The 13,005-nt window shown below is 38.1% G+C and carries 12 protein-coding genes; 8 read left to right on the top strand and 4 right to left on the bottom strand.

Annotated features, from left to right (window positions below):
- The 4 genes from CDOM16189_RS01580 (at position 1) to CDOM16189_RS01565 (ending at position 3,591) form a co-directional block, all read left to right on the top strand.
- A complete protein-coding gene (locus tag CDOM16189_RS01580; RefSeq protein WP_169973802.1) occupies positions 1-492 on the top strand; it encodes an ankyrin repeat domain-containing protein in 492 nt (163 codons plus the stop codon).
- 224 nt (positions 493-716) lie between these two features.
- On the top strand, positions 717-2,378 hold the full coding sequence (locus CDOM16189_RS01575; RefSeq protein ID WP_169973801.1) for a carbon starvation CstA family protein: 1,662 nt from the start codon (positions 717-719) through the stop codon (positions 2,376-2,378).
- Positions 2,375-2,632 (top strand): cory-CC-star protein, encoded by a 258-nt coding sequence (locus tag CDOM16189_RS01570; protein ID WP_169973799.1) that lies wholly within the window; start codon positions 2,375-2,377, stop codon positions 2,630-2,632. Before CDOM16189_RS01575 ends, CDOM16189_RS01570 begins: the two co-directional genes overlap by 4 nt.
- A complete protein-coding gene (locus CDOM16189_RS01565) occupies positions 2,623-3,591 on the top strand; it encodes an ArsA family ATPase (protein ID WP_169973797.1) in 969 nt (322 codons plus the stop codon). The genes CDOM16189_RS01570 and CDOM16189_RS01565 overlap by 10 nt, the downstream gene beginning before the upstream one ends.
- A 38-nt stretch (positions 3,592-3,629) precedes the next feature.
- Here the strand turns inward: CDOM16189_RS01565 and CDOM16189_RS01560 are convergent, their stop codons facing one another.
- Together CDOM16189_RS01560 and CDOM16189_RS01555 are read right to left on the bottom strand one after the other, a co-directional pair.
- Positions 3,630-4,850, bottom strand: coding sequence for a rhodanese-like domain-containing protein (locus tag CDOM16189_RS01560; protein WP_169973795.1), 1,221 nt, complete (start codon positions 4,848-4,850; stop codon positions 3,630-3,632).
- Positions 4,851-4,893: 43 nt separating this feature from the next.
- On the bottom strand, positions 4,894-6,363 hold the full coding sequence (locus tag CDOM16189_RS01555) for an NAD(P)/FAD-dependent oxidoreductase (protein ID WP_169973793.1): 1,470 nt from the start codon (positions 6,361-6,363) through the stop codon (positions 4,894-4,896).
- 220 nt (positions 6,364-6,583) lie between these two features.
- Here CDOM16189_RS01555 and CDOM16189_RS01550 point away from each other — a divergent pair, with 220 nt between their 5' ends.
- Complete coding sequence (locus tag CDOM16189_RS01550) at positions 6,584-6,955, top strand: hypothetical protein (protein WP_249321453.1); 372 nt, start codon at positions 6,584-6,586, stop codon at positions 6,953-6,955.
- Positions 6,956-6,989: 34 nt separating this feature from the next.
- Here the strand turns inward: CDOM16189_RS01550 and abc-f are convergent, their stop codons facing one another.
- Together abc-f and CDOM16189_RS01540 are read right to left on the bottom strand one after the other, a co-directional pair.
- On the bottom strand, positions 6,990-8,927 hold the full coding sequence (gene abc-f / locus CDOM16189_RS01545; RefSeq protein ID WP_169973791.1) for a ribosomal protection-like ABC-F family protein: 1,938 nt from the start codon (positions 8,925-8,927) through the stop codon (positions 6,990-6,992).
- Between the two features lie 12 nt (positions 8,928-8,939).
- Complete coding sequence (locus tag CDOM16189_RS01540; RefSeq protein WP_169973789.1) at positions 8,940-10,253, bottom strand: sodium-dependent transporter; 1,314 nt, start codon at positions 10,251-10,253, stop codon at positions 8,940-8,942.
- Between the two features lie 214 nt (positions 10,254-10,467).
- Between CDOM16189_RS01540 and CDOM16189_RS01535 the strand changes: the two genes are divergently transcribed.
- The 3 genes from CDOM16189_RS01535 (at position 10,468) to CDOM16189_RS01525 (ending at position 12,997) form a co-directional block, all read left to right on the top strand.
- Positions 10,468-11,787 (top strand): MATE family efflux transporter, encoded by a 1,320-nt coding sequence (locus CDOM16189_RS01535; RefSeq protein ID WP_169973787.1) that lies wholly within the window; start codon positions 10,468-10,470, stop codon positions 11,785-11,787.
- Entirely contained in the window at positions 11,763-12,410 is a 648-nt protein-coding gene (locus tag CDOM16189_RS01530) for a M48 family metallopeptidase (protein ID WP_169973785.1), read from the top strand. The genes CDOM16189_RS01535 and CDOM16189_RS01530 overlap by 25 nt, the downstream gene beginning before the upstream one ends.
- Before the next feature lie 77 nt (positions 12,411-12,487).
- The gene (locus CDOM16189_RS01525) at positions 12,488-12,997 is read left to right on the top strand and encodes a tetratricopeptide repeat protein (RefSeq protein ID WP_169973783.1); all 510 of its coding nucleotides are present in this window, start codon (positions 12,488-12,490) and stop codon (positions 12,995-12,997) included.
- Positions 12,998-13,005 lie beyond the last annotated feature (8 nt).

The raw sequence follows: 13,005 nt of genomic DNA, 5'->3' as shown, positions 1-13,005 counted from the left end.
ATGAGTGATAGAAATTTAGAGATTAGCAAAGAAGAAGAGGCAAGGTATAACGAACTTTGCCTCATGGCGCTTGATTTTGCAAGAAAAGACGAAGCAAGCGAGCTTGAAAAGATGATAAAAGCGGGACTTAGTGTGAATTTAAAATCCGCTAAAGGCGATACGCTCTTAATGCTTGCAAGCTACAATAACTCCATAAATACCGTAAAAATGCTAATAGCAAACGGCGCACTGGTAGATGAAAGAAACGACAGAGGGCAAACTCCCCTTGCGGGAGCTGCATTTAAGGGATACTTAGATGTGGTAAAGGCTCTAGTTGAAGCGGGTGCGGACATAAACGCAAACAACGGCATGGGAGCTACGCCTCACACTTTTGCCGTGATGTTTGGTAGAAGCGAAGTGGCAAAATACCTGCTAAGCGTAAATAAAAAACCAAGCCTAATAGCAAAAATAGGCTCAAATTTGCTCTCTATTTTTGGCAAAAAAGCTTCATAACATCCTCCTTTCAAGAGAGCTTCGGCTCTCTTAAATTTTTATTTACTTAAAAACCCATATTATAAAACATTTTTAAAGATTAGATAAAAATATTATATTTATAATAAGATTGTGTAATTTTAGTAATTTTTCATATTCTTTTTACATAGTTAATACTATTTTATAAAATTTTAAAGATCATTTTAATTATAATCTCTCTAAATTCTAAGCAAAAAGGAGATTGTATGAACTCTTTAATTCTCATGTTTATAGGCTTTGCAGCCTTTGTGGCTGGCTTTTTTATCTACTCGAAATTTATAGCCGAAAAGATACTAAGGCTTGATCCGAATTTCAAAACTCCATCAAATGAATTTGAAGATGGGGTGGATTATGTTCCTACAAATAAATTTGTATTATGGGGGCACCACTTTACCTCTGTTGCCGGTGCTGCACCTATCGTGGGACCAGCTATTGCAGTTATTTGGGGATGGGCGCCTGCATTTTTATGGGTTATACTAGGAACGGTGTTCTTCGCAGGAGTTCATGATATGAGTGCAATTTGGGCAAGCGTGAGAAATAAAGGCTACTCAATAGGTACGATTTCAGGTCAAATTCTAAGCAAACGTGCTAGAAGCCTTATGATGGTAGTTATATTCTTACTTTTACTTATGGTCAATGCCGTATTTGCCGTTGTAATCGCAGGTATGATGATAAAAACTCCATCAGCGGTAGTTCCGGTATGGGGTGCTTTAGTTGTTGCATTCTTTATAGGTCAAGCTATATATAAATTTAAGCTAAGCCTGCCTTTAGTCTCCATCATAGGTGTTATTGCGCTATATTTTCTAATATATATCGGGCCTAGCGTGCCTGTATCTCTACCTAGTAAGGTTTTGGGACTAGATGCTAATGCAGCCTGGATAGTGATTTTGTTTATCTATGCGGCAGTTGCCTCGATGCTTCCTGTATGGATGCTACTTCAACCAAGAGATTATATAAACGGTCTTCAGCTATTTGTGGGGCTTATAGCTCTTTATGTATCTTTTGTTATAGTATCACCTGATATAGTCGCTCCGGCATTTAACTCAAACGTACCTGCCGGAACTCCATCTATGTTCCCTCTACTTTTTGTAACTATAGCTTGTGGTGCGATTTCAGGATTTCATGGCTTAGTTTCAACAGGAACTACGGCAAAACAAATAAAGAGCGAACCTGATGCTAGATTTGTAGGATACTTCGGAGCTATAGGAGAAGGATTACTAGCACTCGCCGCCATCCTTGCAGTAACTGCTGGTTTTGCTAGCCTATCTGAGTGGGAGGCTGTATATAGCGCATTTGGCAAGGGCGGAATAGGAGCATTTATAGACGGAGGAGGAAAAATTATGAGTATGGGTATAGGGCTGAGTCCTGAACTTTCAGCTACTATGCTAACCGTTATGGCTGCTCTATTTGCAGGAACCACTATGGATACCGGAGTTAGACTTCAAAGATATATATTTCAAGAGTGGGGAGAGGTATATAATCTAAATATATTAAAAAATGGAAATGTGGCTACGCTTTTTGCAGTAGGCTCATGTCTGCTTCTTGCATTTGGAGCTGGTGGAGCTGACGGCAAAGGTGGTATGATAATATGGCCGTTATTTGGTACCACAAACCAACTTATGGCAGGGCTTACTCTGCTAATTATCACAGTTATGGTAATGAGACAAAAAAGCGCTATAAGATACACTCTGATACCTTTAGTATTCTTGCTTTTTGTTACAATAGCGGGACTACTATTGCAGCTTGTAAGTTTTTACAATAAAGGAAATTGGCTTTTAATCTTCCTTGATTGTATTATATTAATCGCTACTACCATGGTCTGCTTAGAGAGCTTTGCTATCCTCAAAAAAGAATTTATAAAAAAATGATAGAGAAAATAAAATCTTTTTTAGATGGGCTTGATGAATACTATCAAGCCCCTTATAGAAGCGCGCTAACAAAGAGTTATCAAGAAGAAAATGATTTTTTTATGCTGATGGCTTTTGCTGAAACCCTTGGCGTCCAAAACCCTGCAAGTTTCTATACTATAGAACTTTTACCGTTTTTATTAGAAGAATTTCACGCATGGCATAAAAGAATGGGTATGCAACACTCCCCGATAGAGCATTTCGGATGTTGCTAGAATCTATCACACCTATAATCTTTGTCGGTGGAAAAGGCGGAGTAGGAAAAACCACCATATCTTCATCCATAGCTTCAAAGCTAGCAAATTTAGGTAAAAAAACACTAATTATCTCAACGGATCCGGCTCATAGCCTATCTGACGCGCTAAATGTAAAACTTAGCAGCAAAATAGTAAATGTAAGCTCAAATTTAGACGCTCTTGAGCTTAATCCTGATGAAATAGTAAATGAGCATTTTAAAAACATAGAGGATACCTTAAAAAGCTACGCGAAGCCGGAGATGTTTCCAAAGATAAAAGAGCATTTAGAGCTTTCAAAAGAGACTCCGGGAGCCCAAGAAGCTGCGCTTTTAGAAAAAATTTGCTCTCTTTTAGTTGAACGAAAAAATTATGAGCATATAATCTTTGATACTGCGCCTACGGGGCATACAATTAGACTTTTAGCTATGCCTAGCGTAATGTCGGCTTGGACCGAAGGACTAATGAAGCATCAAAAAAAGCGCGACGAGGTAGCTGAAGCGGCAAAAGTATTTTGGAAAAATAAACCCGAATATGAATTTAACCCATTTACCCCAAGCAAAGAAATGAGATGGAAAAAAGCCGTAGCAAAGCTAGAAGAGAGAAAAAGCCTATTTTTAAGAGCAAATAAAATTTTACAAGATATAAATTTAACATCAATATATCTTGTGATGATACCAGAAGCATTGCCGCTTTATGAGACTTTAAGGGCTCACGAGACTCTTAAAAAATTTTCTATCAATGTGGGTGGAATTTTTATAAATCAAATAATACCAAAAGAACAAAATAGCGATTTTTGGCAAAATAGAGTTAATAGACAGATTGAAATTTTATCTCAACTAAATAAAAATCTTCCGGATACAAAAAAGATACAAGTAAAACTAAGTTCAAAAGATTTAAGAGGAATAGAAGAGCTTAGAAATATAAATTTTGAATTTTAAAGAGATTAGCCGCACCTATTTGGCACGGCTAAGATTTATTACCAGTCAGTTGGATCTAATGGCTCGTTTGGAGTAAATGTACATTCTTTACCTTTGCATTTTACTGCCGCATCGATATATAGGCCTTTTTCAAAGCCTCCCTTTTTAGCTTTTCCATAAGCTTCAAGAGAGCGTCCACCTGCAGAGCAGTGGAATATCACATATGTATCAGGAAGTTTAGACAAAAATGCCTTTGTATCATTCTCTTCAATAGATATATGTAAAGAGCCGGGTACAAATCCAGCAGCTCTCTCTTCGCTTCTTCTTACGTCAACTATTGTTACGCCGGCCGGAAGTTTTTTATAGTTTTCCACAAACCAAGCGCCGTCTACAGAACCCTCATCTAGTCCTTTTTTAATAGGCCCCATAAACGGTTTACTTAATTTTGTTACAGCTCCGCCTATAGCGGATTTCTCCTCTCCGCCTTTAGTAGTCTTTAACCCGGCTTGCTTCCATGCAGGAAGACCAGCTGAGTAGTTAGAAACTTTTGTATAACCTAGCGAAACCAGTTTTTGAGCCACTACATGAGATTTTTTGCAGTCATATCCTTGGCAAAATGTTATTACAGGAGTATTCTTATCTGTTGGAAAACGTCCCATAAGAGTAGGGATGTCTGTGTCATTTATAGATATAGCTCCAGGTATAGACTCCGCCATAAATTTAGCATAAGGTCTAGCATCTATCAACAGTGCTCCGTTGGCATCAAATGCGTTTTTAACGACAGACGTACTAACTTCTATATAGTCTTTTTTGGACCACTCAGGATAGCCTGCTTGATACAGTTTTACATTTTTGTATCCAGCCTCTTTTAACATCGCCGCTACTTTAGGACTCTTTGCGCAATCCCAGCCTTGGCAAAATACTATTATCTCTTTATCTTTTGGAGTGCCATCTATTCTCTTTACGTGATCTTTAAAGTCCGTATCGTGAATTTGAATACTAGAAGGTATTGTTCCAGCGTTATAGTGCCTGTCAGGTCTTGCATCTATAAACAAAGCCTCGGTCGCACCTCTCATACCGCTACCTAGTTTGCTTCTAATATATTTATAATCAACTACTTCAAGCTTATGCTTGTTTATTAAAGATTGAACAGCCTCTGTAGGCTTAGTCGCTATAGCTTGTGCGGCTGCAGAAGATGACATAGTCGATGTGCCAGTTGCGCAACCGGTTAATAATAAAGCCGCACCGAGTGCAATAGCACCAACAAATTTTAAACGCATGTATTCTCCTTTTTTAAAATAATATTTTTATGTTTTACTTTATTTAAATTCTTCCCGGAAGCATTCCGTGATATATCATTGGTTTCATTAGGTAAACTTTAAGTAACCACATTAGCCAACGCTCCTGCGTAGGATCAAGCGGGAATGAAGGCGCAGGCTTGCCAGACCAGTCAAATTCCGCAAACATAACAGTGCCTATGCTTGTTATAAACGGACAAACAGTGTATCCGTCATAAGCTGCAGGCAGTTTATCTTTTTTCTCCATTACGGCTATTAAATTATCAACAACAACATGGTATTGTTTTCTAGCGCTTCCACCTGTCTTTCCTAAAGGAACGGCAGCGCAATCTCCTATCGCAAATACATTTGGATATTTTATATGCTGAAGCGTCTCTTTATGGGCAGGAACCCAACTAGCAGGTGAACCTAGTGGAGATTTGCCTACCGCATCGGGGGCTTTTTGAGGCGGTACTATATGTAGGAAATCAAATTTCTTAGTGATTCTCTCACTTTTTTTGATCATCTCATACTCTTCTAAATCTTTATCCCACTCACCCTTTTCCATCCAAGTTTTTTCAAGAGTTGCAACTCTATTTTCAGTATCAACGGCAACAAGCCTTGTTTTAAAATCCCACTTAAAATCACGCTCTTTATACTGTTTTTCAATAGCCTCGGCATATTCTGGAACGCTAAATAATTTATCGCTATTCGTATAAAATAGCATCTCTACCTTATCTCTAACTCCAGCTTTTTTTATTAGATCGTGAGCGATATACATTATTTTTTTAGGAGCGCCACCGCATTTAATGGCTGTAGGAGAGTCTGTAAATATAAGCTGCAGCTTCTCGCCTCCTTTTATTTCTTTGGCTTGTTTTATGATATCTTGGATTCCTTCATAAGTATCCACGGAACCATCTGCAAAATAAAGAGAATATACGCCATTTTTACCTATTTTTTTGCGAACGACATCGCTATTGCCTAGGGTTGTTATCTCACCTTCCAATCCTTCAATAGCACCGTAGTTAAGAGTAACGCCCATAGCCACAACAAGATAGTCGTATAAAACTTCACTTCCATCTTCTAAAATTACTTTGTTGTTATCCGGATCAAAATTTTTAGCGGCTTTTTGTATCCACTTAGCGTCTTTTGGCATATAATCTTTTGTCTGATATATAATATCTTCTTTCTTATAAACACCTGCGGAAATAAGAGTCTGTCCAGCCTGATAAGATACCGAAATAGGATTAGGCTCTATAATAGTTACGTCTGGATTCTTTAGCTTTTTGCAAAGCTTTGCGGCTGTAGCAATTCCTGACAATCCACCTCCAACTATTACAATTTTACCTGTTGCAGAAGAAGAAGCTTCGGCATTAGTAGTGGCTACCGTATTTGCAAACACACCAGCAGCTATAGGGGACATCGCTATAAGTTTCATCGCATCACGACGACTTATCTTATGACCCTCTTTCTCAAGTTCTTCAAGAACCTCATCAATAATCTTGTTTGAGTCCATAAAGCGCTCCTTTGAGTTAATATTTATTTTAAATTTTTATATTTTAAAATTTTAGATTACACTAATATTTTAAGAAAGTATAAAATTGTATCATTATGTTATTTGATTAATATGTGATATAGTCACATATTATTTACCAAATATTAAGATATGATTTCATACTCAAAAATTTAAGTTTTTATCTTAGAATAAACAACTAAAATATATTTAAGGAGAAAATATGTTCTTAAACAAAAAAACATCAGCTTCAATGCTAACAAAGTTTGCATCCATAGCATTTGCCGCCCTAGTTGGTCTAAGCTTAACAGTAAGTAGCGCTTCAGCCGATCATGCGCGCGGACAAAAGCTATATCTTAAATTTATGAAAGACGCTACGGGCATTAAAGGCGACGCTTTTGCCGCTCAGCACACTATAGCCGAGTGGAAAGCTCTTTGCGAAAACGGCGCAGAAGGACTTATAAAAGAGTATTCACAAAAATATCCAGGCGCAGCAGACTTCTTAAAAGGTCCTCAGTTTAAGAAATTTCAACCTGACATCTGCGACTTTGTGATCCACTATGCAAAAGATAGTGGCAACGTACCTTCTTGCTAATTTAAATTTAGGAGCGAAGCTAAGCGCTCCTTTTTTAACTATCCAAATTTTCAGCAATTTCTAAAACTTCAAAATACTCTTCTTCTAAAATTTCAAGCTCTTTTTTAGCCGCTTCAAGCTCTTCATAAAGCTTTGTTAGTCCTATCTTTTGATAGACATTTGGATCGCTAAGCCCTTCGTTTAGCTTTGAAATTTGAGCTTCTAAAGCAGCGATTTTATCAGGGTGATTTTGCAAAATTTGATTTTCTTTATAGCTTAGTTTTCTGCTTTTACTCTTTTGTTTTTCGGCTAAATTTTCGCTATCCGCACTCATCTGCGCTTCAAATTTATCAAGCTCGTTAAGCTCGTCTTCAAGTTCAAGATAGACGCTGTATTCTTGATGCACCACTTCGATTTTAGTGCCCTCAAAAGCCCAAAGTTTAGATGCAATTTTATCCACAAAATATCTATCGTGGCTAACCAGCAAGATAGCCCCCTCAAAGCTTTGCAAGTAGTCTTCTAAGATATTTATAGTAGCTATATCAAGGTCGTTTGTCGGCTCATCAAGCACGAGCACATCATATTCGCCTGTAAAAAGTAGCGCTAACGCGACGCGGTTTTTCTCGCCGCCGCTTAGCACGCCGATAGGCTTATCCAAAAACTCCTTTGGAAACAAAAAATTTTTAAGATAGCCGTAAACGTGCATATTTTTCCCGCGCACCTGCACTCTATCGCCACCGTTTGGGCAAAAGACTTCGATCAGGCTCTTTTCATCGCTTAGAGCACTTCTTGCCTGATCAAAGTAGCCGATCCTAACATCACCGCGCTTTATCTCGCCGCCGCTTTGCTTTTCCAGTCCAAGCAAAATTTTTAGCAAGGTGCTCTTACCGCTTCCGTTTCGCCCGACTATGGCGATACGCTCGCCTTGCAAAACTCGCGTATCAAATTTTTCAAACAGCACCTTACTGCCAACGCTCTTGCTTAAATTTTTAATCTCAAACAGCATTTTCTTGCGGTTTGTCGAGTGAGCTTGGTTGAAATTTTTACTCGCTCGCTCAAGCTCAAGTCTTACTCTTCGTATGACGCCCGGATTTTTCTTAGCCTCCTCACGCATGTGCATTACGCGCTCTTTGCGCCCTTCGTTGCGCTTTAGCCTTGCTTTGACACCTCGCCTTAACCACTCCTCTTCGCTTTTAAGCTGTTTTAGCAAGGTCTCGTGAGATTTGGCCAAAGAGAGTAAAATTTCCTCTTTTTTGGCTAGATAGTTAGCATATCCGCCCTCAAAACTACGAAGCTTGCCCTCCTCAACTTCAACGCTTCTGGTCGCCAAAGCATCGATAAAATAGCGATCGTGGCTTATAAATACGATAGTTTGCTTCGAGCTTTTAAGCATCTCTTCAAGAAAGCGCACCATATAGACATCAAGGTGGTTTGTCGGTTCATCAAGCAAGAGCACATCGGGCTTTTTAAGTATGAGCGCACCGAGTGCCACACGGCGAATTTCGCCACCGCTAAGGCTAGCAACCACCCTATCCTCATACTCTTTTAACTTAAATTCGATCAAAACCTGCTCGATCTTTCGCTCGATCTGCCAGCCGTCTTTTGCCTCGATAAATTTGATAAGCTCATCTTGTCTAGCGTGAAGCTCTTTATCGTTTGGATCGTTTGCAAGCTTTTCAAGGACTGCGGCATACTCGTCTCTGGCGTCAAATATCTCTTTAAGCTCCAAATTTAGCGTCTCTTTTACGCTTGCGCCTTCGCTGAAATTTGGATTTTGCGCGAGCATCTCAACCTTTATGCCGTTTTGCACTACGCGCCTGCCGACATCAGGCTCATAGCTTCCTGCCACAAGCTTCATTAGCGTGCTTTTTCCGCTTCCGTTTTTACCTATGATAGCGATTATCTCGCGCTCATTTACGCTAAAATTTACCTGATTTAATATCTCGTTTGGACCAAATTTTTTACTTACATCTATTAGATCGACTAACGCCACAAAAAGCCTTGATTAAAATGAAATTTGCTTACTAAGCGCAATTATACAAAGTGTAAGAGCCATCGGAACATAAATATATCTACCTATGTTATACCAAAGATCGCCCTGCTTCCTAGCTGCGCCCATGTTTATCTCATCCATAATCTCATCTTTTTTTATTATCCAAAACCAAGATACCGCTCCGATAACCGCTCCGATTGGAATAATATAGATAGAGACAAAATCCATCCAAGGCCCCCAGCTTGATATGGCCTCCATATTTACGCCTATTCCAAAACATATGATACAAAGAGCTATAAGCATTGGAGCACGCTTGATGCTAGGGAATTTGTGCATTATGGATTCAGCTACAGCCTCAAACATATTTTGTAAAGAGCTGATGCCCCCGAAGATTACGGCAGTGAATAAGATAATGGCAAAAATTTGCCCTCCAGGCATATCTTGTAAAATTTTAGGTAGTGTTACAAAAAGTAATCCAGGTCCCGCAGCGGGATCCATTTTGTAAGCAAAAACAGCAGGTATCATCACAAGCGCTGCAACAAGTGCGGCGATAGTATCAAAAATAGCCGTCTTTTTAGCAGAATCCACAACATCCTCTTGTTTAGAAAGATAAGCGCCATAAACTATCATTCCAGAACCCGTAATAGAAAGCGAGAAAAATGCTTGCCCCATCGCCGCCACCCACACCATAGGATCACTTAGCTTGCCCCAATCGCCTTTGAATATAAATTTATACCCCTCGAACGCACCATCAAACATAGCAACTCTAATAGCCAAAATAAAAAATAGGATAAAAAATAGAGGCATCATAATCTTGTTTGTTTTTTCTATACTTTTGGCTCCAAAAAATAAGGTAAAAAGCGTGCCTGCAACAACTATGAAGTGAAACGGGATAACCGAATAGCTACTTAACGCAAAGGATTCAAACCAAGTATTTGTATCGACACTCATCAAAGAGCCTGTTACGGCTTGAAACAGTGCTTTTAAAACATAAGCGATGATTACGGCATAACCTATGGCTATACACATGGATCCTGCAAGCGGTATCCAGCCTACGATCTTTCCAATCTTACCAAGCCCGCGAGTGTTAAAGGCAAATTCATAAGAGCCTAGAGTACCGGTTTTTGCGCGTCTTCCTATAGCATACTCAGCAGAAAGACCGACATAAGAAAATATGGCAACAAAGAATAGATATATGAGCAAAAACGCTCCACCGCCATTTGTGCCGACCTTATAAGGGAACCCCCATACATTGGCCATACCTACAGCAGATCCGACGCAGGCTATGATGAAAGCCCAGCGAGAGGTGAAACTTTTCTTTTCCATTTTTACATCCATTAAGTTGAAAATTTTAAAAATTATACTTAAGTAAACTAATAAGAAAATTATACTAGCTATTGTTATAAGATATTTAAAAAAGGCTATAAGCAAGGCTTTTGTCTTAAATTTGTGAAATATAAATTCTATTAAATTTATATTCTGATATAATCAACAGTTATTTTTAGAAATCTTGCATTGATATATTAAAGGTGAAAAATTTATGAACCTGTCGCTTAGAAAGCTCGCACTTCCCATATTTTTAGATATGTTTTTACATTTTGTAACACTTATCATAAATACATACATGGTTACAAAGGTAAGCATTCATCTGGTTGGTGCAATGGGAGCGGGCAATCAGGTCATGGATCTTTTCATGACCATATTTAGCTTTTTAAGCGTCGGCTGTTCGGTCGTGGTAGCTCAAGCCTTGGGCGCAAAGAATAAAAATTTAGCTACAAGAATAGTGCATGCAAGCATTACATTTAATACGATTTTTGGGATAGTTGCGGCTACATTTTTATATTTTCAGGGATACTTGGTGCTTGAAATATTAAGAGTGCCTGAAAATTTACTCGATGAGAGCTACAGCTACCTACATATTTTAGGTTTTGCACTATTTATCGACGGAATGGGTATGGTGCTGGCGGCTGTTTTAAGAGTGTATAATTTCGCAACAGCGGTTATGCTTGTATCGTTACTAATGAACGTTATTACGCTTATTGGAAATGCTATCGCGCTATTTGGCTGGTTTGGACTACCAAACTACGGTCTTTACGGAGTAGGAATTTCTACGCTCATAGGACGACTAGCAGGCGTTATCGTGCTATTTATAATTTTAATCAAAATAGCAAAGGTAAGAATTTATATAAAAATGCTTCTAACCCTGCCATTTAATATCCTGCGCAAAATTCTATCTATCGGGATTCCAAGCGCTGGTGAAAATCTATTATGGATGGCGCAATATATGGTCGCATTTGGCTTTGTAGCAAGCATGGGCGAGGCCAGTTTAAACGTGCAAACAATATACTTTCAAATAACTCTATTAATACTTCTATGCGGAGCCAGCATTAGCGTAGCAAACGAGGTTATCGTCGGACATTTAGTAGGTGCAATGAGATTTGAAGAGGCCTATATAAAGACTTTTAGAGCGTTAAAGCTAGGTTTTATAGCAACCTTAGCCGTTGTTTTAATAGCCTATTTTGCAAAAGATGAGATTATGAACAGGTTAAATTTAACAGACGAGCTAAAACAGATAATGCTTCCGCTATTTACACTATCGATAATTCTTGAAACAGGACGAACTTTTAATATAGTGATAGTAAATGCTCTTAGGGCAAGCGGAGATGCGAAATTTCCACTAATCACGGGAGCTATATTTATGTGGGGTGTTAGCTTGCCACTTGGATACTATTTAGGAATCATGCAAAATATGGGCATAATAGGAGTCTGGATAGGGTTTGTAGCCGATGAGTGGCTAAGAGGACTTGTAAATACATGGCGATGGAAGAGTAGAAAATGGCAGTCAAAACGACTTGTATAAAATTTGATAAATTTGATGTTACGCTCAATTTTAAAAGAATAAAATCAATTCGCATTAAAATTTCAAAAACAGGTAAAATTTCGCTCTCATTACCGTATTTTTGCACCCAAAAGCAGGCATTTGAAATACTGAATAAAAATACAGAGTGGATAGAAAAAACTCACTCCAAAATTTTAGAAAATTTGCCAAACAGTGATGAATTTAGGTTACTTGGTAAGGCTTATAAGCTCAAATTTGATGAAAATATAAAAAACATAAAAATAGTTGATAAAGAAATTTGGACTCCGAGCTTAAAAAGGCTCGAAAAGTATAAAAAAGATGAGGCCAAAAAGATTTTTTATGGGCTGATAGAGAAATTTAGGCCATTCGTTGGTAAAGATATAAACAGAATCGTAATCAGAAATATGCAAACCAGATGGGGTAGCTGTAACTCTCGCAAAGGCTATATAAACCTGAATCTAAATTTGATAGAAAAACCAATAGAATTGATCGAATATGTAGTGCTTCATGAGCTCACACATCTAATATATCCACATCATAAAAAGAGTTTTTATGATTTTATCGCTTCAATTATGCCAAATTTTAGAGATCTTGAAAAAGCCTTAAACAATAAAAATTTATAAATACCCAAATATGCGTTTTAAGCACAATAGTAACAAAATATGTTAAAATAGCATATTATTAAATTTAAAGGATTTTTATGAAAAAAATTTTAGCATTTGCACTGCTATCCTTAAGTGTTTTTGCAGGTGATTTTGAAGACGGTTTAGCAGCATACAAAAATGCCGATTATGCAAGTGCATTTGAAAAATTTAACACAGCTTGTATGAATAAAAACGCTGCAGGTTGCGAGCAAGTAGCGTTGATGTATCATACAGGCAAAAGCGTTAAAAAAGATGTCAGTAAAGCATTTTCATTATACCTTCAGGCTTGCGAAGCAGGACAAAAGCATAGCTGTTCAATGGCTGGCGGAATGCAAGATATGGGAGAAGGAACAAAGATTGATAAAGAAAATGCAATGAAACTTTTAGTAAAAGCTTGCGAGCTTAATGATGCTCACTCTTGTGCCGTAGTCGGTTCTTTTCATCTTGAAAAACAAACGCCTGACAGTTTAAAAACGGCAAAAAATCTCTTTCAAAAAGCTTGCGATCTAGGCGACCGCTTGGGATGTATGTGGGCCGAGGATCTAAGTAGATCAAAGAAAATATAATATCAGTT

Source organism: Campylobacter sp. RM16189 (assembly GCF_012978815.1).
Lineage (GTDB): Bacteria > Campylobacterota > Campylobacteria > Campylobacterales > Campylobacteraceae > Campylobacter_A.
This window is presented reverse-complemented; position numbering and strand designations above follow the sequence as displayed.

What these genes read in the sequence shown, in the direction of transcription:
- CDOM16189_RS01530 (WP_169973785.1), top strand. Translation starts at nt 11,763, where the DNA reads ATGGCAGTCAAAACGACTTGTATAAAATTTGATAAATTTGATGTTACG.
- CDOM16189_RS01580 (WP_169973802.1), top strand. Translation starts at nt 1, where the DNA reads ATGAGTGATAGAAATTTAGAGATTAGCAAAGAAGAAGAGGCAAGGTAT.
- CDOM16189_RS01570 (WP_169973799.1), top strand. Translation starts at nt 2,375, where the DNA reads ATGATAGAGAAAATAAAATCTTTTTTAGATGGGCTTGATGAATACTAT.
- CDOM16189_RS01560 (WP_169973795.1), bottom strand. Translation starts at nt 4,850, where the DNA reads ATGCGTTTAAAATTTGTTGGTGCTATTGCACTCGGTGCGGCTTTATTA.
- CDOM16189_RS01525 (WP_169973783.1), top strand. Translation starts at nt 12,488, where the DNA reads ATGAAAAAAATTTTAGCATTTGCACTGCTATCCTTAAGTGTTTTTGCA.
- CDOM16189_RS01535 (WP_169973787.1), top strand. Translation starts at nt 10,468, where the DNA reads ATGAACCTGTCGCTTAGAAAGCTCGCACTTCCCATATTTTTAGATATG.
- CDOM16189_RS01555 (WP_169973793.1), bottom strand. Translation starts at nt 6,363, where the DNA reads ATGGACTCAAACAAGATTATTGATGAGGTTCTTGAAGAACTTGAGAAA.
- CDOM16189_RS01565 (WP_169973797.1), top strand. Translation starts at nt 2,623, where the DNA reads ATGTTGCTAGAATCTATCACACCTATAATCTTTGTCGGTGGAAAAGGC.
- CDOM16189_RS01550 (WP_249321453.1), top strand. Translation starts at nt 6,584, where the DNA reads ATGTTCTTAAACAAAAAAACATCAGCTTCAATGCTAACAAAGTTTGCA.
- CDOM16189_RS01540 (WP_169973789.1), bottom strand. Translation starts at nt 10,253, where the DNA reads ATGGAAAAGAAAAGTTTCACCTCTCGCTGGGCTTTCATCATAGCCTGC.
- CDOM16189_RS01575 (WP_169973801.1), top strand. Translation starts at nt 717, where the DNA reads ATGAACTCTTTAATTCTCATGTTTATAGGCTTTGCAGCCTTTGTGGCT.